The sequence below is a fragment of the Reyranella sp. genome (assembly GCF_052439685.1).
Lineage (GTDB): Bacteria > Pseudomonadota > Alphaproteobacteria > Reyranellales > Reyranellaceae > Reyranella.
The window spans coordinates 408,511-431,894 of record NZ_JBQVQG010000001.1 but is presented as its reverse complement, the minus strand read 5'-3'; the positions used below and the strand labels follow the sequence as shown (position 1 = coordinate 431,894).

23 protein-coding genes are annotated in these 23,384 nt (G+C 66.2%); 13 read left to right on the top strand and 10 right to left on the bottom strand.

The genetic code is table 11. The features are described 5' to 3' along the window. Nucleotides 1-2: 2 nt before the first annotated feature. Nucleotides 3-593: a phosphonate C-P lyase system protein PhnH gene (gene phnH, locus ACT6UX_RS02065; protein WP_444773474.1), complete on the bottom strand. Its 591-nt coding sequence runs from the start codon at nt 591-593 to the stop codon at nt 3-5. After that, a complete protein-coding gene (gene phnG, locus ACT6UX_RS02060) occupies nt 590-1,048 on the bottom strand; it encodes a phosphonate C-P lyase system protein PhnG (protein ID WP_444773473.1) in 459 nt (152 codons plus the stop codon). Before phnG ends, phnH begins: the two co-directional genes overlap by 4 nt. A gap of 259 nt (nt 1,049-1,307) precedes the next feature. On the opposite strand from phnG, the gene pstS reads away from it, so the two are divergent. The 6 genes from pstS to phoB are packed head-to-tail and all read left to right on the top strand — an operon-like array spanning nt 1,308 to nt 6,621. Then, on the top strand, nt 1,308-2,351 hold the full coding sequence (pstS, locus tag ACT6UX_RS02055) for a phosphate ABC transporter substrate-binding protein PstS (RefSeq protein ID WP_444773472.1): 1,044 nt from the start codon (nt 1,308-1,310) through the stop codon (nt 2,349-2,351). A 51-nt stretch (nt 2,352-2,402) separates the two neighbouring features. Next, the gene (pstC, locus tag ACT6UX_RS02050) at nt 2,403-3,416 is read left to right on the top strand and encodes a phosphate ABC transporter permease subunit PstC (RefSeq protein ID WP_444773471.1); all 1,014 of its coding nucleotides are present in this window, start codon (nt 2,403-2,405) and stop codon (nt 3,414-3,416) included. 4 nt (nt 3,417-3,420) lie between these two features. Then, nucleotides 3,421-4,293, top strand: coding sequence for a phosphate ABC transporter permease PstA (gene pstA, locus ACT6UX_RS02045; RefSeq protein ID WP_444773470.1), 873 nt, complete (start codon nt 3,421-3,423; stop codon nt 4,291-4,293). Next, complete coding sequence (pstB, locus tag ACT6UX_RS02040) at nt 4,293-5,123, top strand: phosphate ABC transporter ATP-binding protein PstB (protein WP_444773469.1); 831 nt, start codon at nt 4,293-4,295, stop codon at nt 5,121-5,123. Before pstA ends, pstB begins: the two co-directional genes overlap by 1 nt. A 32-nt stretch (nt 5,124-5,155) precedes the next feature. Beyond that, a complete protein-coding gene (gene phoU, locus ACT6UX_RS02035; protein WP_444773468.1) occupies nt 5,156-5,881 on the top strand; it encodes a phosphate signaling complex protein PhoU in 726 nt (241 codons plus the stop codon). Between the two features lie 47 nt (nt 5,882-5,928). Then, nucleotides 5,929-6,621, top strand: a complete 693-nt coding sequence (phoB, locus tag ACT6UX_RS02030) for a phosphate regulon transcriptional regulator PhoB (protein ID WP_444773679.1) — start codon at nt 5,929-5,931, stop codon at nt 6,619-6,621. Between the two features lie 187 nt (nt 6,622-6,808). Here the strand turns inward: phoB and ACT6UX_RS02025 are convergent, their stop codons facing one another. The 4 genes from ACT6UX_RS02025 to ACT6UX_RS02010 are packed head-to-tail and all read right to left on the bottom strand — an operon-like array spanning nt 6,809 to nt 10,377. Continuing rightward, nucleotides 6,809-8,200: an AmpG family muropeptide MFS transporter gene (locus tag ACT6UX_RS02025; protein WP_444773467.1), complete on the bottom strand. Its 1,392-nt coding sequence runs from the start codon at nt 8,198-8,200 to the stop codon at nt 6,809-6,811. Continuing rightward, entirely contained in the window at nt 8,197-9,174 is a 978-nt protein-coding gene (locus ACT6UX_RS02020; RefSeq protein WP_444773466.1) for an adenosine kinase, read from the bottom strand. Before ACT6UX_RS02020 ends, ACT6UX_RS02025 begins: the two co-directional genes overlap by 4 nt. A gap of 16 nt (nt 9,175-9,190) precedes the next feature. Beyond that, nucleotides 9,191-9,592 carry a DsrE family protein gene (locus tag ACT6UX_RS02015; protein ID WP_444773465.1) on the bottom strand — a complete coding sequence of 134 codons (402 nt, stop codon included), beginning with the start codon at nt 9,590-9,592 and terminating at the stop codon, nt 9,191-9,193. Continuing rightward, on the bottom strand, nt 9,589-10,377 hold the full coding sequence (locus ACT6UX_RS02010) for a HesA/MoeB/ThiF family protein (RefSeq protein ID WP_444773464.1): 789 nt from the start codon (nt 10,375-10,377) through the stop codon (nt 9,589-9,591). The genes ACT6UX_RS02015 and ACT6UX_RS02010 overlap by 4 nt, the downstream gene beginning before the upstream one ends. 53 nt (nt 10,378-10,430) lie before the next feature. On the opposite strand from ACT6UX_RS02010, the gene ACT6UX_RS02005 reads away from it, so the two are divergent. Next, a complete protein-coding gene (locus ACT6UX_RS02005) occupies nt 10,431-11,636 on the top strand; it encodes a Bcr/CflA family multidrug efflux MFS transporter (protein WP_444773463.1) in 1,206 nt (401 codons plus the stop codon). Nucleotides 11,637-11,638: 2 nt separating this feature from the next. Here the strand turns inward: ACT6UX_RS02005 and ACT6UX_RS02000 are convergent, their stop codons facing one another. Both ACT6UX_RS02000 and ACT6UX_RS01995 read right to left on the bottom strand, forming a co-directional pair. Further along, nucleotides 11,639-12,682, bottom strand: coding sequence for a WD40 repeat domain-containing protein (locus tag ACT6UX_RS02000; protein WP_444773462.1), 1,044 nt, complete (start codon nt 12,680-12,682; stop codon nt 11,639-11,641). Between the two features lie 4 nt (nt 12,683-12,686). Continuing rightward, entirely contained in the window at nt 12,687-13,664 is a 978-nt protein-coding gene (locus tag ACT6UX_RS01995; RefSeq protein ID WP_444773461.1) for a CobW family GTP-binding protein, read from the bottom strand. 154 nt (nt 13,665-13,818) lie between these two features. On the opposite strand from ACT6UX_RS01995, the gene ACT6UX_RS01990 reads away from it, so the two are divergent. Beyond that, nucleotides 13,819-14,349, top strand: coding sequence for a hypothetical protein (locus ACT6UX_RS01990; RefSeq protein WP_444773460.1), 531 nt, complete (start codon nt 13,819-13,821; stop codon nt 14,347-14,349). A gap of 6 nt (nt 14,350-14,355) precedes the next feature. Here the strand turns inward: ACT6UX_RS01990 and ACT6UX_RS01985 are convergent, their stop codons facing one another. Further along, complete coding sequence (locus ACT6UX_RS01985) at nt 14,356-15,642, bottom strand: UbiH/UbiF/VisC/COQ6 family ubiquinone biosynthesis hydroxylase (protein ID WP_444773459.1); 1,287 nt, start codon at nt 15,640-15,642, stop codon at nt 14,356-14,358. 83 nt (nt 15,643-15,725) lie between these two features. Next, nucleotides 15,726-16,517, bottom strand: a complete 792-nt coding sequence (locus ACT6UX_RS01980; RefSeq protein WP_444773458.1) for a TorF family putative porin — start codon at nt 16,515-16,517, stop codon at nt 15,726-15,728. 255 nt (nt 16,518-16,772) lie between these two features. On the opposite strand from ACT6UX_RS01980, the gene ACT6UX_RS01975 reads away from it, so the two are divergent. The 5 genes from ACT6UX_RS01975 (at nt 16,773) to ACT6UX_RS01955 (ending at nt 23,349) form a co-directional block, all read left to right on the top strand. Continuing rightward, nucleotides 16,773-17,111, top strand: coding sequence for a P-II family nitrogen regulator (locus ACT6UX_RS01975; protein WP_444773457.1), 339 nt, complete (start codon nt 16,773-16,775; stop codon nt 17,109-17,111). Between the two features lie 38 nt (nt 17,112-17,149). Next, nucleotides 17,150-18,499, top strand: a complete 1,350-nt coding sequence (locus ACT6UX_RS01970) for an ammonium transporter (protein ID WP_444773456.1) — start codon at nt 17,150-17,152, stop codon at nt 18,497-18,499. A 187-nt stretch (nt 18,500-18,686) separates the two neighbouring features. Next, nucleotides 18,687-19,025, top strand: a complete 339-nt coding sequence (locus ACT6UX_RS01965) for a P-II family nitrogen regulator (RefSeq protein ID WP_444773455.1) — start codon at nt 18,687-18,689, stop codon at nt 19,023-19,025. A 229-nt stretch (nt 19,026-19,254) separates the two neighbouring features. After that, entirely contained in the window at nt 19,255-20,460 is a 1,206-nt protein-coding gene (locus ACT6UX_RS01960; RefSeq protein WP_444773454.1) for an aminotransferase class I/II-fold pyridoxal phosphate-dependent enzyme, read from the top strand. A 15-nt stretch (nt 20,461-20,475) separates the two neighbouring features. Then, nucleotides 20,476-23,349, top strand: coding sequence for a DNA translocase FtsK (locus tag ACT6UX_RS01955; RefSeq protein WP_444773453.1), 2,874 nt, complete (start codon nt 20,476-20,478; stop codon nt 23,347-23,349). Nucleotides 23,350-23,384: the final 35 nt, after the last annotated feature.

The window sequence follows — 23,384 nt, the reverse complement described above, 5'->3', positions numbered from 1 at the left end:
GGTCAGGCCTCCACAGCAACGCTGCGCGGCAGCGCGATCAGTCGGGATCCCGAGGCGAAGACGAGGTCGACGCCGCATGGGAACAGGGCATGGTTGGCGGCCCAGGCCGGCCAGAAGCCGTCGCCCAACCCGTCGATCGAGATGCGGACCTCGCCGTCGATGCCGGGACCTCGCCAGGTGGTGGTCCGGCCGCCTTCGAGCGCCGGCACTTCGATCACCAGGGTGGCGGCACGGTCGGGATAGGTGTCGGTGCCGATGGCGAACCCGGCGAAGGGCTCGCCACCGCCGGCAATGATCACGCCGAAGGTCGCGGCCTCGCGCGATAGGACGAGCGGCGTGCCGGCATGGAAGCGCAGGAAGTCGCGGACCTCCTGTTTGTCGACGCCGGCTTCGAGCCAGAGCGGTGTCTCGCGGTCGGCGAAGGTGAGCAGGAAGGCGGTGGCCGCGGGACTGAGCGTTCCCGGTCCCACCGGCGCATCGCGCAGCTCGACGATGCGGCCGGGATGGGAGAAGGCGTCCAGCACACCGCGGAACAGGCGCTGTGCATCGTGCGACGAATCGGCAAAGCCGGGGGCGAGGAGCGTCGCGCTCATGCGCCGGCCTCGCGCGCGACGGTGAAGAAGTCCACACGGGTGGCCGCCGCCCGCGCGGCGATCAGGCGATGCCGCGCCTTGGCTTCCTCGGCGAGCGGGGTTACGACCACGGTCTCGAGCGTCTCGACCCAGTCGGCGCGCTGGCCCAGCGCATCGACGGCCGCGACGATCTCGGCATGCCGTGCATCGCGGCCGCGAACGTAGCCGAAGCCCATCTCGCCGCCGTCGAGTCGCACGGCGGCGCGTGTCACGGTCATCTCGCCAGCGCAGAAAGGAGCACCGGTGCCGGAGATGCGGCCCTGCACCATGACGAGCCCGATCTCGGGCCGACGAAGCACGGTGTATGACGGCGTAGGCCCGAGGGACTGCCAGAGCGAAGCGAGCCGGGTGGCGGGCGCCTTTGCGAGCACGGATAGCCATCGCTGGCGGCGCGCGATCGAGGGGTTGGAAGACATGGGGTGCTCTCGAAAGAGGCGCACCATCGTGGCGCTGCGTTACCGTTCCGAGGGCGCTGCGTTAAATTCGTGTGACGGTCTCGGGCTCTGGTCCCGAATCGCCAACCCCTTGATTCAAATCAAATATTTTCGGTGTCCCGGCGAATACGCTGTGGAAGAGGACGCCCCCTGTAACCGGATTGTCATATATCCGTCATATGAGGGAGACGTACGGCTCCTAGATGACGGGCGCTTCGAAATTCAACGAAGGAGAAACCCCGTGAACCTTACCAAGATCGTCCTCGCGACAGCCCTCGCGCTGTCCCCGGCGGCCGCCCATGCCATCGACATTTCCGGCGCCGGCGCCACCTTCCCCTACCCGATCTATGCCAAGTGGGCCGACAGCTACAAGAAGGAGACCGGTAACGGCCTCAACTACCAGTCGATCGGTTCGGGCGGCGGCATCAAGCAGATCAAGGCCAAGACCGTGACTTTCGGCGCCACCGACGCGCCGCTCTCCGGCAAGGATCTCGACGAGTCCGGCCTCGCGCAGTTCCCGATGGTGATGGGCGCCATCGTCCCCGTGGTGAACCTGGAAGGCATCAAGCCGGGCGAGCTGACGCTCGACGGCCCGACGGTGGCGAAAATCTACCTCGGCGAGATCAAGAACTGGGACGATGCCGCGATCGTCAAGCTGAACCCCAACACCAAGCTGCCGAAGCAGGCCATCGTCCCGGTGCGCCGTTCGGACGGGTCGGGCACGACCTACAACTTCGCCTACTATCTGGCTGACGTGAGCCCGGACTGGAAGACGAAGGTCGGCGTCAGCACGGCGCTGCAGTGGCCGGTGGGCATCGGCGCCAAGGGCAACGAGGGCGTTGCCGGCAACGTAGCGCAGACCAAGGGCTCGATCGGCTATGTCGAGTACGCCTACGCCAAGCAGAACAAGCTGATCCATACCAAGATGGTCAACAAGGCCGGCAAGACGGTCGAGCCGACCTCGGCCAGCTTCCAGGCCGCCGCCGCCAATGCCGACTGGAAGTCCAAGCCCGGCTACGGTGTGATCCTCGCCAACCAGCCCGGCGACCAGTCCTGGCCGATGACGGCCGCGACCTGGATCCTGCTCTACAAGCAGCCGGCGAAGCCTGCCGAGACCGCCGAGGCGCTGAAGTTCTTCGCCTGGTCCTATGCCAAGGGGGCTAAGTCGGCCGAGGAGCTCGACTACGTGCCGATGCCGGCCAACGTCGTGGGCGACATCCAGAAGATGTGGCAGGCCGAGATCAAGGGTGCGGACGGCAAGCCGCTCTACTCGCCGACCAACTAGGATCGTGACGGGGCGGGTGGCGACACCCGCCCCTCATTCTTGGGGAGTTGAATGGCTTCGGGGGAACGCGACGTGAGTGAAGTTGCACTAAAGGGCGCCAGCGCGCCGGCGGCGGCATCGGCCTCGCGGGCAGCCGTGCTGCGACGCCTGAGACTGACCGACTCGATATTCCACGGGCTCACGCGCGGCGCTTCGCTCGCCGTGCTGGCCCTGCTGAGCGGCGTCATCATCGCCCTCGTCATTGGCGCGGCGCCCGCGCTCGGCACGTTCGGCTTCGGCTTCCTGTTCGACGAATCCTGGAACCCGGTGACCGAGCGGTTCGGCGCCCTGGCGCCGATCTTCGGCACCCTGGTCACGTCCTTCATCGCCATGCTGATCGCGGTACCGGTCGGCCTGATGGTCGCCTTCTTCCTGACCGAACTCTGCCCGAAGGCGCTGCGCCGCCCGATCGGCATCGCCATCGAGCTGTTGGCCGGCATCCCCAGCATCATCTACGGCATCTGGGGCCTGTTCGTCTTCGCGCCCTTCCTGCAGCAGTACGTGCAGCCCTTCTTCATCGATACCTTCGCAAACGTCCCGATCCTGTCGACGCTGTTCGCGGGCCCGCCCTACGGCATCGGCATGTTCACCGCCGGCCTCATCCTGGCGATCATGGTGCTGCCCTTCGTGACCTCGATCTCGCGCGACGTGTTCGATGCAGTACCGCCGGTCCTCAAGGAAGCGGCCTACGGCGTCGGCTGCACGACCTGGGAAGTGTTCCGCTACGTCGTCCTGCCGTTCACGCGGGTGGGCGTCATCGGCGGCTTCATGCTGGGACTCGGTCGCGCGCTCGGCGAGACGATGGCCGTCACCTTCGTGATCGGCAACGCCCATCACGTCTCGGCTTCGCTGTTTGCGCCGGGCACGACGATCTCGGCCTCGATCGCCAACGAATTCACCGAGGCGGTGGGCGATCTCTACACCTCGTCGCTGATCGCGCTCGGCCTCATCCTCTTCTTCATCACCTTCATCGTTCTGGCCATCGCTCGCTACATGCTGATGCGCCTGCAGCGGCAGGGGAGGTAACGTCATGGCCACCACTGCATCCCGGACGGCCGCCATGGACAGTCCGCTCTATGCGGGCCGCCGTCGCCGCAACGCCATCGCCAAGGGTCTGGCGTGGGCCGCCACGGCCTTCGGCCTGGGCTGGCTGGTCCTCATCCTCGGCGTTCTGCTCTACCAGGGCATCGGTGGGCTCTCGCTCTCGGTATTCACCGAGAACACGCCGCCGCCGGGCGCTGCAGGCGGCTTGCTCAACGCCATCATGGGCAGCATCGTGATGACCGTGCTGGCGGTGGTGATCGGCACGCCGATCGGCGTCCTCGCCGGCACCTATCTCGCGGAGTATGGCCGTCACGACAAGCTCTCGAGCGTCGTGCGCTTCATCAACGACATCCTGCTCAGCGCGCCGTCGATCGTGATCGGCCTGTTCGTTTACGAGATCCTGGTGGCGCCGATGGGCCACTTCTCGGGATGGGCCGGCGCCGTCGCCCTGGCCGTGATCGTGATCCCCGTCGTCGTCCGTACGACCGAGGACATGCTGACCCTGGTGCCCGACACGCTGCGCGAGGCCGCCGCCTCGATCGGCCTGCCGCGCGCCCACATGATCGTCCGCATCGCCTACCGCGCGGCGCAGGCCGGTATCGTTACAGGCATCCTGCTGGCCATCGCCCGCATCAGCGGCGAGACGGCGCCGCTGTTGTTCACCGCCCTGAACAACCAGTTCTTCAGCCTGGACATGAGTGCGCCGATGCCCAGCCTGCCGGTGGTCATCTTCCAGTTCGCCCTGTCGCCCTATGCCGAATGGCAGAAGCTCGCCTGGACCGGCGCGCTCCTGATCACCGTTACCGTCCTTGGGCTCAGCATCCTGGCCCGTTCGCTCACCTCCGCGAGGAAATCCTGATGTCCATGCCATCTACGGAAACGCCCAGCGTCGCCGTTCCCGTCGCGACGCACGCCAAGCTCGACGTCTCGAAGCTCACGCCCAAGATCTCGATCAAGAACCTCGAGTTCTTCTACGGCGACAGCCGGGCGCTCAAGGGCATCACGATGTCGCTCTACGCCAACAAGGCTACGGCGTTCATCGGACCCTCGGGCTGCGGCAAGTCTACCCTGCTGCGCATCCTGAACCGGATGTACGACCTCTATCCCGGCCAGCGCGCCACCGGCGACGTGATGTTCGACGGCGACAACCTGCTGCGCGACGGCCAGGATATCAACCTGCTGCGTGCCCGCATCGGCATGGTGTTTCAGAAGCCGACGCCGTTCCCGATGTCGATCTACGAGAACATCGCTTTCGGCATCCGTCTCTACGAAAATCTGCCCAAGTCGGAACTCGACGGCCGGGTGGAGCACGCGCTGCGCCGCGGCGCGCTGTGGGACGAGGTCAAGGACAAGCTGAACGCCAGCGGCCTGAGCCTCTCCGGCGGCCAGCAGCAGCGGCTCTGCATCGCCCGCACCGTGGCGGTGAAGCCCGAAGTCATCCTGTTCGACGAACCGTGCTCGGCGCTCGACCCGATCTCGACGGCGAAGATCGAGGAGCTGATCGACGAGCTGAAGCAGGACTACACGATCGTCATCGTGACCCACAACATGCAGCAGGCCGCCCGCGTCTCCGACTTCACCGCCTTCATGTACCTGGGCGAACTGGTCGAGTTCGGCGCGACGGCGACGCTGTTCACCACTCCGACCGACAAGCGGACGCAGGCCTACATCACCGGCCGGTTCGGCTGAGCGGCGACGAGAACGAGAAGAAGGGACAGACCATGCCCGAACATACATTGAAGCGGTTCGACGAGGAGCTGGAGCGGCTGAGCGCCACGATCAGCGAGATGGGCGGCCTGGCGGAAAGCCAGCTCGCACAGGCGATGCGCGCGCTGCGAGACCGCGATACGGAGGTCGCCGAGAAGGTGATCGTCGACGACCCGCGGGTCGACGCGCTCGACGAGGCGGTGCAGGAACAGACCGTCCGGCTGCTGGCCTTGCGCCAGCCCATGGCGGTCGACCTGCGCGTCATCCTGTCTTCGATCAAGATCGCCGCGGCGCTCGAGCGCATCGCCGACTATGCCAAGAACACCGCCAAGCGCAGCATCGTGCTGAGCCAGACCTCGGCGCCTTCGGCGGGGATCGCCGGGATCGAGCGGCTGGGCCGGCTGGTGCGCACGGCCCTCAAGGACGTGCTCGACGCCTTTGCCCAGGGCGACGTTGCCAAGGCTCGCGACGTGTGGGAACGCGACGAGGAGATCGACCAAGTCTACACTGGCCTGTTCCGCGAGCTTCTCACCTACATGATGGAAGATCCGCGCACGATCACCGGGTGTACGCATCTCATGTTCATGGCCAAGAACATCGAGCGCGCCGGGGACCACGTGACCAACATCGCCGAGCTGGTGAGTTTCCGCGCGACCGGCCATGGCTTCGAGGAAGACCGGCCGAAGGGCAGTGCCGCGATGTACGCCACGACGGGCAATGCGGCGGGTCCGACGCCGTGACGATGGTCGCCACCAGTCCCGCGCGGCGTGACGCGCACACCTCCACGATGAAGCCGCACGTGCTGGTCGTCGAGGACGAGTCGGCGCTGGTCGAGCTGCTGCGCTACAACCTCGAACAGTCCGGCTTCAAGGTTGCGGTCGCCTATGACGGCGAAGAGGCGCTGCGTTCGGTGCAGGAGGATGTGCCGGACCTCATCCTGCTCGACTGGATGCTGCCGCTGATGTCGGGGATCGAGGTCTGCCGCCAGCTGCGGCGCCAGACCTCGACCGCCAACGTGCCGATCATCATGCTGACGGCGCGCGGCGAGGAAGGCGATCGCGTACGCGGCCTCGACGCCGGCGCCGACGATTACGTGCCGAAGCCCTTCTCGCCCACCGAGCTGATCGCGCGCATCCGCGCGGTGCTGCGGCGCATCCGGCCGGCGCTGGCCGACGAGGCGCTGTCCTATGCCGACATCGTCATGGACCTGGTGGCGCATCGCGTGACGCGCGGCGGCAAGCCGCTCCATCTCGGACCCACCGAGTTCCGCCTGCTGCGCCACTTCATGGAACATCCCGGCCGCGTCTTCTCGCGCGAACAGCTCTTGGACTCGGTCTGGGGCAAGGACGTCTATGTCGAAGCGCGCACCGTCGATGTCCATATCCGTCGCCTGCGCATCGCGCTGAACGGCGACAACCATGCCGACGTGATCCGCACGGTCCGCGCCGCCGGCTATGCCCTCGACTCGACGCCGGGCTGACCGGCGCGCCGGGACTCGCGGGTTGTGCCGCCGGGTTTTCCACACGGCCAGTAACGGTTTTGTAGCGTCGGGCGCCTAGATAGAGCTTGCTCGTTCCTTGCAGGCACCCCACGCCCCGCTCCCCGGAACGAGCCGGTTCCCCGGCTCGGAAACGACACCGCAGCCGAGCCACTAACCCCTCCTTCCGTCAGGAAGGAGGGGTTTCTTTTTCGAAATGGCGGCGCACGATTACCGCCAGCACCAATGCCGGCAGGCCGAGCAGCGCGGTGTAGACGAAGAAGATCGCGTAGCCGCCGAACTTGTGGGTGGCGGTGAAGTCTTCCTGGAGCCTGTCGACGACCCACCCCGAGGAGCCGCCCAGAAGCTTTCCGGGCAGGGTCATGATCGAGGTGAACAGCGCGTACTGCGTCGCCGTGTAGGCCGTGTTGGTCAGGCCCGACAGGAAGGCGATGAAGATCGATCCGGACATGCCGCCCACCAGATTGTCGACGCTGATCGCGATGGTGAGGATCGTGAGGTCGGGCTCGCCCACCCAGGCGAGCCACGAGAAGGTGAGGTTGCTCGCCGCGATCAGGAACACTGCCGGCGCCAGAAGCCGCGCCGCGCCCATGCGAAACACCAGTGCGCCGCCCAGCAGCGCGCCCAGGATCGTCATGACGAATCCGAAGATCTTGGAGACGTCGGCGATCTGGTCCTTGCTGAAACCCATGTCGATGTAGAACGGGTTGGCCATGACTCCCATGGCGATGTCGGACAGCCTGAACAGGCCGATGAACAGCAGCAGCAGGACGGCCATCCAGCGGAAGCGCGCGAAGAAATCGACGAAGGGGCAGACGATCGCGCCATAGACGAAGATCAGCGCCTTGCGGACCCAGTTCGGCATGGTCCCGAGACCCGCGGCGAAGGCGGCCACCTTGCCTTCGAGCTCGCTCGTCCCGGCAGTCGCGCGGCGCTCCGGCTCCGAGATCAGGAGGGTCGTGAGGATGCCGACGAGGCCGAGCGCCGCCATCGTCTGGTAGGCCGCCGTCCAGGAAACGAACTGGGCCATGTAGAGGGCGCCCGCGCCTGCGGCGAGAACGGCGATGCGGTAGCCGAGCTGGTAGGTCGCCGCCGTCGCTCCCTGCAGGCTCGCATCCGTCGCCTCGATGCGGCAGGCATCGAGGGCGATGTCCTGGGTGGCCGAGGAGAACGCGACGATCAGCGCAAACACGACCATCCACCACAGGTCGGTGCGCGGGTCGCAGAACGCCATGGCGAGCAGGCCGCCCGCGATTCCGCTCTGGGCCAGCAACATCCAGGAGCGGCGCCGCCCGAGCCAGCGGGTCAACAGCGGCAAGGGCACGCGATCGACGACCGGCGACCAGACGAACTTGAAGGAATAGGTGATGCCGATCCAGCTGATGAAGCCGATGGCGGTGCGGCTGATGCCGTACTCGCGCAGCCACGCCGACAGCGTCGAGAAGACCAGCAGGAAGGGTAGCCCGGCCGAGAAGCCGAGGAACAGGAACTGGACGACGCGCGGATGGCGGTAGGTCGCAAGCGACTCCCGCCATCCCTTCGCCGGAGCGTCAGCGCTCAAATCAGGCCCTTCAGCGCCTGCTCGGGCCGCGCGCCGACATGGGAGATCACTTCGGCCGCGGCGATGCCGCCCAGCCGCGCGCATTCGGCCAGCGGCTTGCCATGGGTGAAGCCGAACAGGAAGCCCGCGGCGTAGAGATCGCCGGCGCCGGTCGTGTCGACGACCTTGGCGACGGGGGCCGCCGGGACCTCGTAGGTTTCATCGCCCTTGATCACGACCGAACCCTTCTCGCTGCGGGTGAGGGCGGCGATCTTGGCTTCCTTGCGTACTTCCGCGAGCGCCTGCTCGAAGGTCTCGACCTCGTAGAGCGCTTTGATCTCGGCCTCGTTGCCGAACAGGATGTCCACCTTGTTGCGGATCAGGTCGCGAAACTCTTCGCGGTAGCGATGGACGCAGAAGGAATCCGACAGCGTGATCGAGACCTGACGGCCGGCGGCACGGGCGGCGTCGAAGGCCTTGAGCACCGCCTGCTTGGCGGCCGGCGCATCCCACAGATAGCCCTCGACATAGGTGACCTGGGCCGAGGCGACGAGCCTGGCATCGATGTCGGCCGGGCCGAGACCGGTGCAGGCGCCGAGATAGGTGTTCATCGTGCGCTGGGCGTCGGGCGTCACCAGGATGAGGCAGCGCGCGGTCGCCGGGCCGTCGGTTGCGGGCGGAGTCTCGAAGGAGACGCCCGTGGCCTTGAGATCGTGGCCGAAGACGCCGCCCAGCTGGTCGTTGCGCACCTTGCCGATATAGGCGCCCTTGCCACCGAACGAGGCGATGCCGGCCATCGTGTTGCCGCACGAACCACCCGACACCTCGACGCCAGGGCCCATGCCGGCATAGAGCTGCTCGGCCCGTTCCTCGTCGATCAGCATCATGCTGCCCTTCACCAGGCCGTGCTTGCCGAGGAAGGCGTCGTCGGACCGCGAAATGACGTCGACGATGGCGTTGCCGATTCCCAGCACGTCGAAGGGGGCGGATGTCATGAAGTCTCCCACAGAATCACAGTGAAACCAGGTGCATGCCCGGCTTGGTCTCTTCCAGCAAGGTGACGATGCCGGCGACCGTGAAGGGGACGTCGGCCCGCAGGCCCGCGCGATCGATGTCGAGCGACCGCAGGCCCATTTCGCATACGATCAGCCGCGCGCCAAGCTCGACGCAGGCCTGCAGCAGCGTTTCGAAGTCGCCGACGCCGCGGGCGCGGTTACCCGCGTCGCGGTCCCAGTCGCGGAGCAGCGGGGGCGAGCCCTGCAGGGCTCGGATGCCACCCATGGTGAAGAACAGGACGGCGGGCTTGTTGACGGCCAGCGCCGCCGCCGCCAGCGCCAGACCGTAGTGGACGCTTTCGTAATCGTCGGAGCGCAGGATGACGGAGACGCCGCCTGCATTCAGGCCGTCGCTCATGCGCGCACGTCCGAGGTATCCCCGCAGGTCGGGCAATCGATCCGCTTGGTGACCGACAGCGTCTCGAAGGAGGCGTTGAGCGCGTCGTAGAGCAGCAGCGATCCCGAAAGCGAGCGGCCCACGCCGAGGATCTCCTTCACCACCTCGGTGGCCTGCAGGGTGCCCAGGGTGCCGGCCAGCGCGCCCAGCACGCCGGCCTGCGCGCAGCTCGGCACGGCGTCTTCCGACGGAGGCGCGGGAAAGAGGCAGCGCAGGCAGGGATGTCCGGCGCCCTGCCACGCCTTGTAGGTCGAGATCTGGCCGTCGAAGCGCAGGATGGCCGCCGAGACCAGCGTCTTGCGCAGCGCGTAGCAGACGTCGTTCAGCAGATAGCGTGTGGCGAAGTTGTCGCTGCCGTCGGCCACGATGTCGTAACCGGCGATGATGCGCCCGGCATTGTCTGCCGTGAGGCGCTCGTCATGGGCCTGCACGTTCACTTCGGGATTGATCTCTGCCAGCGCGCGGCGTGCGCTTTCGACCTTGGAAACACCTATGTCGGACGTGCGGTGAATCACCTGGCGCTGCAGGTTCGACAGGTCGACCGTGTCGTGGTCGATCACACCCAGCGTGCCGATACCAGCCGCAGCCAGATACTGCAGGAGGGGTGCGCCGAGGCCGCCGGCGCCGACGACCAGGACCTTCGCCGCAATCAGCCGCGACTGGCCGACGCCGCCGATCTCCGCCAGCACGATATGTCGCGCGTAACGGCGGATCTGCGTTTCTGACAGGTCAGGCAGCGATGTCATGGTCCGCTTATAGCATGGCGAGATGCCATGGATGCCTGTAGAGCCACCGCGCAATGAACACCACAACTCGTCCGACCCTGTCGCCGCTCCTCCTGGCGGTGCTCGCGCTGTTGTCAGCCTTCACCCCGCTTTCGATCGACATGTATCTGCCGGCCCTGCCGGTGATCGCGGTCGACCTCCAATCCTCGGCCGGCGATATCCAGCTCACGCTGTCGGCCTTCATGATCGCCTTCGGCGTGGGGCAGGTCTTCTATGGCCCCGCAGGCGACCGCTTCGGCCGTCGCCCGGTCATCCTGATTGGCCTGGTGGTCTACGTGCTGACGAGTATCGGTTGTGCGTTTGCCGCGGCGGCCGGCCATCTCATCACCCTGCGTTTCCTGCAGGGCCTCGCCGCCTGCGGCGGCGTCGTGCTGGCGCGCACGATGGTGCGCGACCTTGCTGAAAAGGATCACGCCGCGCGCGCCATGTCGCTCATGATGGCCTGTACCTCGATCGCGCCGATGCTGGCGCCGGTGATCGGCGGCCAGGTGATGTGGTTTGCCGGTTGGCGGGCCATTTTCTGGGTGCTGGCCTCCGCCGGTGTGATTGCCTTCGTCGTCGCCTGGTTCCAGCTGCCCGAGACGCTGAAGCCGGAGTATCGCCAGCCGCTGGTCTTCACCCAGATCCTGAAGCGGTTCGGCGAGCTGCTGACCACGCGCACCTTCATCGGCTACGCCTTGACCTCGTCCTTCATGTTCGCCGCCCTGTTCTCGTACATCTCGGGATCGCCGTTCGTCTTCATCGAGCGCTACGGGATTTCGCCCCGCTTCTACGGCGTGGTGTTCGGCGGCATGGTGGTCTTCATGACCATCGGCAGCCTGTTCAATGCGCGGTTCGTGCGCCTGCTGGGAGCAGGCCGCATCCTGCGCTTTGCGGTGATCGTTCCGGCCGTGTCCGGCGCGGCGGCGATGATCCTGGGCTGGATCGAGGCACGGTACGGCACGATCGGCCTGTGGCCCTTTCTGGTCTGCTTCGTCTTCCAGATCGCGACGCTGAGCCTGATCGCGCCCAATTCGACGGCGATGGCGATGCAGCACTACCCGCACATGGCCGGCACGGCGTCGTCGCTGATGGGTGTCATGACGTTCGGGGCCGGTGCGATCTTCGGCGCCATCGTCGGCCAGACCTTCGATGGCACCATCGCGCCGATGACGACCGCGATGGGCATTGCCGGCATCCTCTGCCTCATCTCCCACCGCACGCTGGTGCGGCGGGGGTAGGGCTACCGTCGCAGATCGATCGTCAGAAGGTCACCACGATCGTTGCCGACGGCAAGCTTGAAGCCGTCGGGCGACCAGGCGAGGCAGGTGATGGCCGCGCCATCGGCCATCTTCAGCACGACCGAGCGCCTGGTGCGGATGTCGCCGAGCTGCAGCTCACCGGAATCGTAGCCGCCGGCCACGAATTCCGCGGACGGGTGCGCGGCGACCACGGTCATGAGGCCGGCGCCCTCGTCGCCGAACTGCAGCGGCGGCTTGCCTTCGGGCCCTTTGCCGGCGAACGGCCAGGCGGTGAAGACCGGCTGCGAGGAGGTGTAGAGGAAGCGTGCGTCGGCGGTCCACGACAGCGACTTCACCTTGGCGGGATAGCCCTGCATGCGCATGTCGGTGGCCTGCGCCACACGCCAGACATGGATGTCGTTCTCCTGCGTGCCGGTGGCGATGAACTTGCCGTCGGTGCTCCAGCGCAGGGCCACATGACTGCCCTGCCAGGCGAAGCGGCGCGGCGGCAGCGCGACGTCCTTGCTCAGGCTCCACACGGTGATGCCACCGTAATGCGCGCAGGCGACCCGGCTGCCGTCCTTGCTGAAATCAAGAGCGGCCACCGTGCTGGGGTGCGGCCCGAATTCGCGCACCTCGCCGTCGCGGAGCAGGAACATGCTCTTGCCCGCCGAGGCGGCGACCGCGCCGGTCTTGTGGGCGACGAGATGCTCGAACCACTTGCCCTTCTGCGCCAGCAGCTCCGTCGCCGAGCCATCGGCGGCGAGGCGCAGCACGCGGCCATCGTCGCCGCCGCTCACGAATCCGTCGCCTGCCGGATCGCCGACCAGCGACAGCACGACACCCTTGTGAAGCGGAGCCGAAGCGTCGGGCGCTACCGCCTTGATGTCGGCGGGCAGGACGCGGACGACGCCATCTCCCAGCGCGAAGGCGACGGTCGTGCCGTCGCGGTTGAAGGCACAGGCTGCAACCGGAGCGTCGGTGGCGAGGGAGCGGGCCGGCGGCAGCGTCTGCTGCCAGGCCGGATTGGCGAGATCGATCTTCACGGTGCTACTTCAGGCAGTCTTCGAAGCCGCGCTGCAGGTTGTCGCCGTCGAGGTTGCGACCGATGAAGACGAGCTTGCTCGATCGCTTTTCGCCGTCCTTCCATTGCGTGCCCCAGGCGCTGTCCATCATCATGTGGACGCCCTGATAGACGTAACGGCGCGGCGCGCCGTCGATGGCGAGGATGCCCTTGCTGCGGAAGATGTCGGCGCCCTTGATCTGCAGCAGCGCGCCCATCCACTTCTGGAACTTGTCGGGATCGACCGGTCGCTCGGCGGTGATCGACAGGCTCCGGACCTCGTCCTCGTGATGGTGGTCGTGGCCACTGTGCAGGAAGTCGGGCTCGAACTCGAGGATGCGGCCGAGATCGAAGGCGCCCTTGTCGAGGATCGCGTCGAGTTCGATCTGGCTCTTCTGCGTGTGGAAGATGCTGGCGTAGCGGTTGATGCCGCGAATTCTGTCCTCGACCTTCTTGAGCTCTTCAGGGCTCACCAGGTCGGTCTTGTTGAGCAGGATGACGTCGGCGAAGGCCACCTGCTGCTCGGCCTCGCTGCCCTGCTCGAGCTGGCCGAAGAAGTGCTTGGCGTCGATCACGGTGACGATGGCGTCGAGCCGTGTCCTGGCCTTGACGTCCTCGTCGGTGAAGAAGGTCTGCGCCACCGGACCGGGATCGGCGAGGCCGGTCGTCTCGACCAGGATGCCGTCGAACTTGTCCTTGCGCTTCATCAGCCCTTCGATGATGCGGATCAGGTCGCCGCGTACGGTGCAGCAGATGCAACCGTTGTTCATCTCGAAGACTTCCTCGTCGGCATTCACCACGAGGTCGTTGTCGACGCCCAATTCGCCGAATTCGTTCACGATGACGGCGTATTTCTTGCCGTGCTGCTCGCTCAGGATGCGGTTGAGAAGCGTGGTCTTGCCGGCACCGAGATAGCCGGTCAGCACGGTGACCGGGACTTGCGCCGATGTCTGTGGGGTGGCCATGAGAGGTCCTCGAAATTGACCTTTGAGATAGGGTGGGACGTGCAAAGAGTCCAGTTGCGACCGTTTGTTGACAGTCCGCGAGCCCATCGCCTAAACGTCCGATAGCAAGACGCACGAGAAGATCGCGTCATTGGAGTTGGGGGATCGGATGGGCTTGCGTGGTCTTTTGTTCGTCGCGCTGGCGTTCGTCGTGGCCGGCTGCGAGACTTACTCGGCGCCCCGTTACGGAATGTCTGCCGACAATATCGTCGCCTTGAAGAGCCTCGCGCCTGCCCAGATTGCGGTCGGCCCCTTCACCGAGGCCCAGCAGTTCAGCGACGGCTGTCGTGCGGCAGGCCCCATTACGGCGGCCGACCGGCTGGGTTTCGGCGCCTACATCCGCAAGGCATTCGTCGACGAATTAAAGATCGCCGGCGTCTACGCTGACAATGGCAGCGTCACCCTGACGGGCACGGTCGACAAGCTCGCCTTTTCCTCGACGGTCGCCTACTGGGACATCTGGCTTACGGTGAGCTCCTCGAACGGCCGGTCCGTCAGCGTGCAGGAGCACTATACGTTCGACGGCGCCTTTGCGGCCGTGACTGCCTGCAAGCGCGTTGCCGATGCCTACTTCCCGGCCGTGCAGAACGTGTTGCAGAAGCTGATCGCGTCGCCGGATTTTCGCAGTCTGGTCTTGCCGAACTGATGCGGGCTAGAGCCGCTCGCCCCTGATCAGCTTGGGCAGGTCACCGACCAGGCCCATTGCGTGACGAACGAAGAACTTCCGCAGCGCCGGCACGCGGTTGACGGCGCCGAGGCCGGCATCCCGTACCAGCCGGATCGGCGCGATGTCGTTCGAGAACAGACGATTGAGGAGGTCGGTGGCGGCGACCATGGTGAAATTGTCCGCCCGGCGCCATTGCGCGTAGCGCTCCAGCGTATCCGCACCGCCGACGTCGAGGCCGAGGCGTTTGGCGTCGACCATCACCTCCACCAGTGCCGCGATGTCCCGAACGCCGAGGTTGTAGCCTTGGCCTGCGATGGGATGGATGCCATGCGCGGCATCGCCCACCAGCACCAGCCGCGTGTCGACATAGCGCTCGGCATGGACGAGGCGGAGCGGATAGGACCAGCGCGGTCCTGCCGCCTCGACCGGCCCGAGATGGTCACCGAAGCGGCGCGCGAACTCCGCCTGGAAGCGGGGTGCATCCAGTTCGAGCAGGCGACGCGCGAGATCGGAACGCTCCGTCCAGACGATCGAAGAACGGTGTTCGCCGCCCGGACCGTCGGTCATCGGCAGGATGGCGAAAGGCCCCCCGGGCAGGAATTTCTCCTGGGCGACGCCGCGATGCGGCTCGGCATGGTGGGCGACCAGGACGATCGCGATCTGGTCGTACGACCAGTTGCGCGCGCCGATGCCGGCCTCCTCGCGCATCGAGCCGAGGCGGCCCTCGGCGGAAGCGATCAGGCGGGTGGCGAGGCGACGGCCGCTCTTCAAGGTCAGCCCGGCACGCGCCGGGTCACGTTCGGTGTCGACCACCTCGTCGGGCGACACGAGTTCGACCTTCGGGCAGGTGGTGAGCCGGCGCAACAGCGCCGCACGCAGGAAGCGGTTCTCCACGATCCAGCCCATCGGCGCCGCCGCTTCGGGATCCTCCGCGGCCTCGCGATGATCGAAATGGAGAAAGAACGGGCTCGCGCGGCCATCGTGGCTCGCGTCGGAGATGCGGATGTCGCGGATCGGCTCGGCGTGGGGCGCCACATCGTCCCAGAGGCCCAGCGCCGCGAACAAACGCTGGCTGGTGTAGGCGAGGGCGGTGGTGCGGCCGTCGAAGGCGGGTTCGGCCAGTGCCGCGAGAGGGACTCGGTCGATCAAGGCAGTCGAGAGGCCCGACTCGCCAGCGGCAAGGGCGAGAAGGCTGCCGTTGAGGCCGGCACCTACGACGGCAAGGTCGAAGGGCACGCCAGCGGATACCGGATCGAAGGGGCGGCTAACCATGGACCATAGATGGCAGCCGCCCCGCAGGGCGGCAACCCTCTATGGCTGCATGGATCGATTGATCGAGGTCAATGACCTGACGATCAGAACGTCTTCGAGATACCGACGATGACGCGGCTGGCGCAGTTCTGGGTGCCGAGGCAATCCTGAACGCTGAGGTTCGTGCCGGTGTAGGCGGCGGAGAGATCGAAGCCGTAGACCGAGACCACGAGGCCGAGCTGCCAGTCCCAGTAATTGTTGCTGGGGATGCCGTAGTTGGTGAAGCGCTCGACATACTGGTTGCCGATGGTACCGAAGGCCTTGAACGCCACGTTTTCGTTGACGTGGAGGAACGGCATGGGAACGGTGAGCGAGGCCCACTTGTACCAGGCATTGCCGGAGTTGGCGAAGAAGTTGGGGCTGAAGCGGACGGCGGCGCTGAGCTGGGCGACGCCGAAATCGTATCCGGCGACGAGGCCGAACTCGTTGAAGTCGTAGAACAGGTCCGAGGGTGCGCCGAGATAGTTGTAGCGGATGTAGCCCAGGTCGAAGGTGAGCTTGTCGTCCATGAGCTTCAGCTTGAGGCCGGTGACGAGGTCGACCTCTGCCCAGGTGCCGGTGTTGGGGAAGTCGACGTTCGAGCCCCAGGCGCCGACATAGGCGCTGAGCGGGATCTTCTCGCTGACGGTGGGGGTCTCGTAGCCGAGCGAGGCCTGGACGGCGACCTGACGCTGAGTCTGCGAGATACCGCGATAGGAGTACTCGTTGAGAACTGCCAGGCCAGCCGTGAAGCTGCCGCCGAACGGAGCCTTCCAGGTCTCCTTCTCAGGTGCCGCCGGCGTGGTTGCCGCATCGGGCGTACCCTGGGCCGTCTGCTGATCCTTCGTGACCGTCACGGTCTGCGGATCTGGTGTTCCCTGTGCATAGGCTGTGCTTGTTGCGCAGAGAGTAATCAGTGCAGTAGCCAGAACAGCGGTTTTTTTAAGCAACACGACCACCCCCAAAGACTTATGACTTGTTTCCGCCCCATTTCCTGCAAGCCGCGTGCCAAGGATCAATGCAATTTGTCGAGGTGGAATTTGGCACGCCCCTTGCTGGCATCGAATTGAATTTTGGGGGCGGGCGTGCCGCCCGTTGGAGGACAGGCGCAAATGAAAATGATCGTGGCAATCTTCAAACCCTTCAAGCTGGACGAGGTCAGGGATGCCCTGACGGCGCTCGGCATCCAGGGCTTGACCGTAAGCGAAGTGAAGGGATTCGGCCGGCAGAAAGGCCAGACCGAAATCTATCGCGGCGCAGAGTATGCCGTGAGTTTCCTGCCGAAGGTGAAGATCGAGGTCGTGATCGACGACATCCTGGTCGAGCGTGCCGTCGAGACCATCCGCAAGGCGGCGGGCACCGGCAAGATCGGCGACGGCAAGGTCTTCGTCATGCCGGTCGAGCAGGCGATCCGTATCCGCACCGGCGAGTCCGGCATCGAAGCGCTGTGATCCGACACCAGAATCAACTCGAGAACCAGGGGACAACGATGAAGTTCAAGACCAATTCGGTGCTGGCGGGCGCGGGGGCGGCCGCGGTGCTGCTTCTGCCGGCGCTTGCGCTGGCTCAGGCTGCCGCGCCGGCCGCCGCTCCGGCGGCTGCGGCTGCGGCTGCCGCGCCCAAGCTCGATACCGGCGACACGGCGTGGATGCTGACCTCGACGGCGCTCGTTCTGATGATGACCATCCCGGGCCTCGCGCTGTTCTACGGCGGCATGGTCCGCAAGAAGAACGTGCTGGCGACGGTGATGCAGAGCTTCGCCATCACCTGCATGATCTCGGTCCTGTGGCTGATCGTAGGCTACAGCCTGGCCTTCACGCCAGGCAGCTCGATCATCGGCGGGCTCAGCCGCATCTTCATGGCGGGTCTCACCCTCGACGGCGTGCATGATCTCGCCAAGACGATCCCCGAGACCGTCTTCATGAGCTTCCAGCTCACCTTCGCCATCATCACGCCGGCGCTGATCGCCGGCGCTTTCGCCGAGCGTATGAAATTCTCGGCCATGATGTGGTTCATGGCCCTGTGGTCGCTGATCGTCTACGCGCCGATCGCCCATTGGGTGTGGGGCGGCGGATTCCTCGGCGACTGGGGCGTCCTCGACTTCGCGGGCGGCACGGTCGTGCACATCAACGCCGGCGTCGCGGGCCTCGTCTGTGCGCTCGTCATCGGCAAGCGCAAGGGCTTCGGCACCGAGAACATGGCGCCGTTCAACCTAGTCTACTCGGTGATCGGCGCGGCCCTCCTGTGGGTGGGCTGGTTCGGCTTCAACGCCGGCTCCGCGGTCGGCGCCAGCCCCAATGCCGGCATGGCAATGGCGGTGACGCAGTTCGCGGCGGCCGCGGCGGCCATGGCCTGGATGTTCGCGGAGTGGGTGACGCGCGGCAAGCCGTCGGTCCTCGGCATCATCTCGGGTGCCGTCGCCGGCCTCGTTGCGATCACCCCGGCCTCGGGCTTCGTGACCCCCATGGGTTCGCTGGCCATCGGCATCGTCGCCGGCCTGGTCTGCTTCTGGGGCGCCACCGGCCTCAAGAAGGCGATGGGCTACGACGATTCGCTCGACGCGTTCGGCGTGCACGGCATCGGCGGTTTCGTTGGCGCCATCCTGACCGGCGTGTTCGCCGTGGAAGTGATCGGCGGCGAGGGCAAGAAGGGACTGATCGACGGCAACGCCGGCCAGGTCCTGACGCAGCTCTGGGGCTCGCTGGTCTGCATCGCCTGGTGCGCGGTCGCTACCTTCATCATCCTCAAGGTCGTCGATGCCCTGATCGGGCTGCGCGTGACGAACGAGGAAGAGATCGAAGGTCTCGACATCAACCTGCACGGTGAGACGATCCACTAGGACCGTCTCCTCTCGAGATCGGGAACCCCTCTCTCCTCCTGGTTCCCTCTCATCCGCCGCACCGTGTCGCGGCGGACCCTAGGGCCCGGCGAGCCTCTCGCCGGGCCCTCTTTCTGTCCGGCGTTTGACGCCGCGAACGCGAGGCGCCAGTCTGTCGGAAGTGCCGGAAGGCAGGAGGGGAAGACAGATGAAGCTCGTGTCCGCCATCATCAAACCGTTCAAGCTCGACGAGGTGCGCGACGCGCTGACCGGCGTCGGCGTGTCGGGTCTGACGGTGAGCGAGGTCAAGGGCTTCGGTCGCCAGAAGGGCCAGACCGAAATCTATCGCGGTGCCGAGTATCTCGTGAGCTTCCTGCCCAAGGTGAAGATCGAGATCGTGGTCGACGATGGCCAGGTCGAGCGCGCCGTCGAGGCCATCCAGAAAGCGGCCCATACCGGCAAGATCGGCGATGGCAAGATCTTCGTCACGGCGGTCGAGCAGGCCGTGCGCATCCGGACCGGTGAGTCGGGTTCCAACGCCCTATAGGCGCGATTGGGCTGACTAAGGAATAGGCAATTCCATCGGCCGTGCGGCGTCATGCCCGACTACCGCTTGTGGTCGGGCGCAGGAGAGGCGCAAACCCTTCCAGCGTCTCAAGAAACAAGCCTATTCCATTGTTGTGATTGGCAAATTTGTTCCATAGAATGTGGCAATAGGCTGGCCTTTCGGTTGGCACCTTTATTTTGTTCGGCCGGTTCGGCCACTGGATACGAGAATGTTCAATCCGCGCCTGACAGAGACGCTGACAGACTTCCCCTTTGCGCGACTGAACGCTCTCATCGCCCCGATCACGCCGCCTGCGCACCTGTCGATGATCAACATGTCGGTGGGGGAACCGCAGGGCGCGATGCCCGCCTTCGCGCGGCAGATCGTGATCGACGAAGTCGATGGCTGGAACCGCTATCCGCCGAACCAGGGTCTGCCCGACCTCAACCTCGCGATCTGCGAGTGGCTGACCCGCCGTTACAAGCTGCCGCAGGGGCTGCTCGACCCCAACGTGCACGTCCATCCGACGGCCGGCAGCAAGGAGGGGGTCTACATCATCTCCACGGTGGCGACGCCGCAGGAGAAGGGTGGCGGCAAGCCGATCGTTGCGCTGCCCAATCCGTTCTACCAGGCCTATCTGGGCGGGGCGGTCCTGTCGGGTGGCGAGCCGCTGCTGGTCAACGCCGAAGCTTCGAACGGCTTCCTGCCGGACTACGAGAGCCTCGATGAAGCGACCTGGCAGCGAATGTCGGTCGTCTATCTCTGTTCGCCCGCCAATCCGCAGGGCGCGATCGCCAGCAAGGAATATCTGCAGAAGCTGCTGAAGCTCTGCCGCAAGTACGACGCCGTGCTGGCCGTCGATGAGTGCTACGCCGAGATCTACACCGGTGCGCCGCCGCCGGGCGCGCTCGAAGCCGCCCTCGAGATCGACGAGACCGGGGGCAAGGATCCGTTCCGCAATCTCGCGGTCTTCCATTCGCTGTCGAAGCGGTCGAACGCGGCGGGCCTGCGCTCGGGCTTCATGGCCGGCGACCCGAAGCTGGTCGCGATGGTGCTGCGCTGGCGCAGCTATGGCGGGCCGCAGATTCCTTTCGCCGTCCAGAAGGCGTCGGCCGCGCTGTGGCGCGAGGAGACGCATCCGGTCCAGACGCGCGAATGGTATGTGAAGAATTTCCGGATCGCCGAACAGATCCTGCACAACCGCTTCTCCTACTACACACCAGGTGGCGGCTTCTTCCTGTGGCTCGATGTCGGCGACGGCGAGGAAGCCACGCGCAAGCTGTGGGGCGAGGCCCACGTCAAGGTACTGCCGGGGGCCTATGCCTGCCGTGAGACCGACGGGATCAACATTTCGCAGCGCTACATCCGCGTAGCGCTGGTGCATGACGAGAAGACCACCCGCGAGGGGCTCCAGCGCCTCGCGTCCGTTCTGTAGGGAGCGCAACCGCGCATGGCCATGCTGAGCCTCTCTTCAGCGTTGCAGCCCAGGACCTCCATCCTGCCGGAGGGTGGGCGCGATTTCCTGCGACGCCGCATGATGGAGATCGTCGGCGTGGCGACGGCCGGATTCGGCCTGGCGTTGATGATGGCGCTGTTCACCTACAGCCCCGGCGATCCTTCGCTCAATCACGCCACGGCGCGCGCGCCCAACAACCTGCTCGGCCTGCCCGGCGCCTATGTCTCCGACCTGCTGCTGCAGACCTTCGGTCTCGCCATCATCCTCGCTCCCGTCGCCTTCATCACCTGGGGCGTACGCATGGTGCGCACCCATCATCTCGGCTTCTTCGGCCTGCGTCTCTCGCTGCTGCTGCTGGCACTGCTGATGATGAGCGTGGCCTGCGTGGGGCTGGGCGATGTCGGCGGTGCCGCCACCCATGCCGGACCGGGTGGGCTGGTCGGTCTCGCGCTGGTCGGCCGTTTCCGCGAGCTGGTGCTCACCCATTCGAGCGGCGGCGCGCTCACTTTCATCGAACCCGGTGCGGCGGCCCTCGCCTTCATCGCGATGGCCCCGGCACTCGGCATGAACCGCACGGATCTGCCGCTGATCTTCCGCATCCTGCGTGCGCCCTTCCTGTGGGTCGTGTGGGGCATGCGGGCGGCCGTGGATCTGTGGCGCGGCAAGCCGCAGGCGCTTGAGGAAGAGAACGAGCCACCGGCGCCCCACATCGGCTATGCCGAGATCCCGGGCGAGATCGACGCCAGCCAGTACGATCCGGCGCATTTCGAGAACCGCTACGAGCAGATTCCCGAGGAAGGCGCGGTGCTGCCGGCGCGCGATTCGCTGATGGTCGATGCGCCCTATGCCCCGATCGAGCGGCCGGCCGACGACATTCCCGAGGCGCCCGGCGGTCTTCGTATGCACTCGCCGGTGCTGGACGAAGCGGCCCCGTCCCGTGTCGAAGAGCGCAGCTTCCTCAGCCGCCTGACCGGCGGCCTGCGGATCGAGCCCTTCATGCGCCGCCCGGCGACGGCCACCGCGGCCGCGGCGGAACGCATCGAGCCGGGCTTCAGCGGATACGAGCCTGCGCCTGCGCCTGCGCCGGCGCATTACCGGCAGCCGGTTGCCGACGAGGAATTCGAGGCACCGCCGCCGGTCGCCGTCGCACCGCCACCTTCGCCCGCGGCCGAGGAGCTGGTGGACGAGGAGACCGACGACAATCCGTTCGCGCCCGACAATGCGCTCGACGTCGAGCAGCCGGCGGCCGCGCCGCCAGCCGCCGCGGTAAAGATCGTGCCGCGCAAGTCGGCCGCGCCGCAGGGCAAGCGCGCCGCCAAGGCTGGCCAGCGTGAGCTGGCCCTCGGGGCCGATTACCAGCTGCCGCCGCTCGACATCCTGTCGCTGCCGTCGAGGGTCAACGCCCAGCCCAAGATCGACGAGGAGGCGCTGGAGCAGAATGCACGCCTGCTCGAGACGGTGCTCGAAGATTTCGGCGTCAAGGGACAGATCGTGAAGGTGCGGCCGGGACCGGTCGTGACCCTCTACGAGCTCGAACCCGCGCCCGGCACCAAGTCGAGCCGCGTCATCGGTCTTGCCGATGACATCGCCCGCTCGATGAGCGCGGTCTCGGCGCGCGTCGCCACCGTCCCCGGCCGCAACGTCATCGGCATCGAGCTGCCCAATGCCAAGCGCGAAACGGTGTTTCTGCGCGAACTGCTGTCGACCAAGCACTACGAGGATGGGCGCCTCGGCCTGCCGCTGGCGCTGGGCAAGGATATCGGCGGCGACCCCGTCATCGCCGACCTGGCCCGCATGCCGCATCTGCTGATCGGCGGTACCACCGGCTCGGGCAAGTCGGTGGCGGTCAACACCATGATCCTGTCGCTGCTCTACCGGCTGACGCCGGATCAGTGCCGCTTCATCATGATCGACCCCAAGATGCTGGAACTCAGCGTCTATCAGGACATTCCCCATCTCCTGACGCCCGTCGTCACGGAACCGCGCAAGGCGATCGTCGCCCTGAAGTGGGTCGTGCGCGAGATGGAGGACCGCTATCGCGCCATGAGCGCGGTCGCCGTGCGCAACATCGCGGGCTACAACGAGAAGCTCATCGAGACGGCCCGAAAGGGCGGGGTGCTGACCCGCAAGGTCCAGACCGGCATCGATCCCGAGACGCGCAAGCCCACCTTCGAAGACGAAGAGATGGACCTGAGGCCGCTGCCCTTCATCGTCGTCATCATCGACGAGATGGCCGACCTGATGCTGGTCGCAGGCAAGGAGATCGAGGCCACCGTACAGCGCCTGGCACAGATGGCGCGTGCGGCCGGTATCCATGTCGTGATGGCCACCCAGCGGCCGTCGGTCGACGTCATCACCGGCACCATCAAGGCCAACTTCCCGACTCGAATTTCCTTCCAGGTGACGTCCAAGATCGACAGCCGCACCATCCTGGGTGAGCAGGGCGGCGAGCAGCTGCTGGGGCAGGGCGACATGCTGTACATGGCCGGCGGTGGCAAGATCGCCCGCGTCCACGGCCCCTTCGTCAGCGACGGCGAGGTCGAGGAGGTGGTTCGTCACCTGCGGGCCCAGGGCGCGCCGGCCTACATCGAATCGGTCACCGACGATCCCGACGGCGAGGGCTCGGGGAGCGGCTTGCCGGGCGATGCCGAGGAGAGCGAGAGCGACCAGCTCTACGACCAGGCCATCGCGCTGGTGGCCCGCGAGCGCAAGTGCAGCACGTCTTTCATCCAACGTTACCTCCAGATCGGCTATAACAGGGCCGCCCGTATCGTCGAGCGCATGGAGCGCGAGGGCGTGGTCAGCTCCGCAAACCATGTCGGCAAGCGCGAGGTCCTGGCCCGTGACATCGACGACCGGGAGCGCTGAACGTCCCGTCTGATTGAGGGGCGAACGAGGTACGA

Bases quoted from the DNA above. Each gene is read 5' to 3' on its own strand.
- phnH (WP_444773474.1), bottom strand. From the start codon at position 593: ATGAGCGCGACGCTCCTCGCCCCCGGCTTTGCCGATTCGTCGCACGAT.
- phnG (WP_444773473.1), bottom strand. From the start codon at position 1,048: ATGTCTTCCAACCCCTCGATCGCGCGCCGCCAGCGATGGCTATCCGTG.
- pstC (WP_444773471.1), top strand. From the start codon at position 2,403: ATGGCTTCGGGGGAACGCGACGTGAGTGAAGTTGCACTAAAGGGCGCC.
- pstA (WP_444773470.1), top strand. From the start codon at position 3,421: ATGGCCACCACTGCATCCCGGACGGCCGCCATGGACAGTCCGCTCTAT.
- pstB (WP_444773469.1), top strand. From the start codon at position 4,293: ATGTCCATGCCATCTACGGAAACGCCCAGCGTCGCCGTTCCCGTCGCG.
- phoU (WP_444773468.1), top strand. From the start codon at position 5,156: ATGCCCGAACATACATTGAAGCGGTTCGACGAGGAGCTGGAGCGGCTG.
- phoB (WP_444773679.1), top strand. From the start codon at position 5,929: ATGAAGCCGCACGTGCTGGTCGTCGAGGACGAGTCGGCGCTGGTCGAG.
- ACT6UX_RS02020 (WP_444773466.1), bottom strand. From the start codon at position 9,174: ATGACATCCGCCCCCTTCGACGTGCTGGGAATCGGCAACGCCATCGTC.
- ACT6UX_RS02015 (WP_444773465.1), bottom strand. From the start codon at position 9,592: ATGAGCGACGGCCTGAATGCAGGCGGCGTCTCCGTCATCCTGCGCTCC.
- ACT6UX_RS02010 (WP_444773464.1), bottom strand. From the start codon at position 10,377: ATGACATCGCTGCCTGACCTGTCAGAAACGCAGATCCGCCGTTACGCG.
- ACT6UX_RS02005 (WP_444773463.1), top strand. From the start codon at position 10,431: ATGAACACCACAACTCGTCCGACCCTGTCGCCGCTCCTCCTGGCGGTG.
- ACT6UX_RS01995 (WP_444773461.1), bottom strand. From the start codon at position 13,664: ATGGCCACCCCACAGACATCGGCGCAAGTCCCGGTCACCGTGCTGACC.
- ACT6UX_RS01985 (WP_444773459.1), bottom strand. From the start codon at position 15,642: ATGGTTAGCCGCCCCTTCGATCCGGTATCCGCTGGCGTGCCCTTCGAC.
- ACT6UX_RS01975 (WP_444773457.1), top strand. From the start codon at position 16,773: ATGAAAATGATCGTGGCAATCTTCAAACCCTTCAAGCTGGACGAGGTC.
- ACT6UX_RS01970 (WP_444773456.1), top strand. From the start codon at position 17,150: ATGAAGTTCAAGACCAATTCGGTGCTGGCGGGCGCGGGGGCGGCCGCG.
- ACT6UX_RS01965 (WP_444773455.1), top strand. From the start codon at position 18,687: ATGAAGCTCGTGTCCGCCATCATCAAACCGTTCAAGCTCGACGAGGTG.
- ACT6UX_RS01960 (WP_444773454.1), top strand. From the start codon at position 19,255: ATGTTCAATCCGCGCCTGACAGAGACGCTGACAGACTTCCCCTTTGCG.
- ACT6UX_RS01955 (WP_444773453.1), top strand. From the start codon at position 20,476: ATGGCCATGCTGAGCCTCTCTTCAGCGTTGCAGCCCAGGACCTCCATC.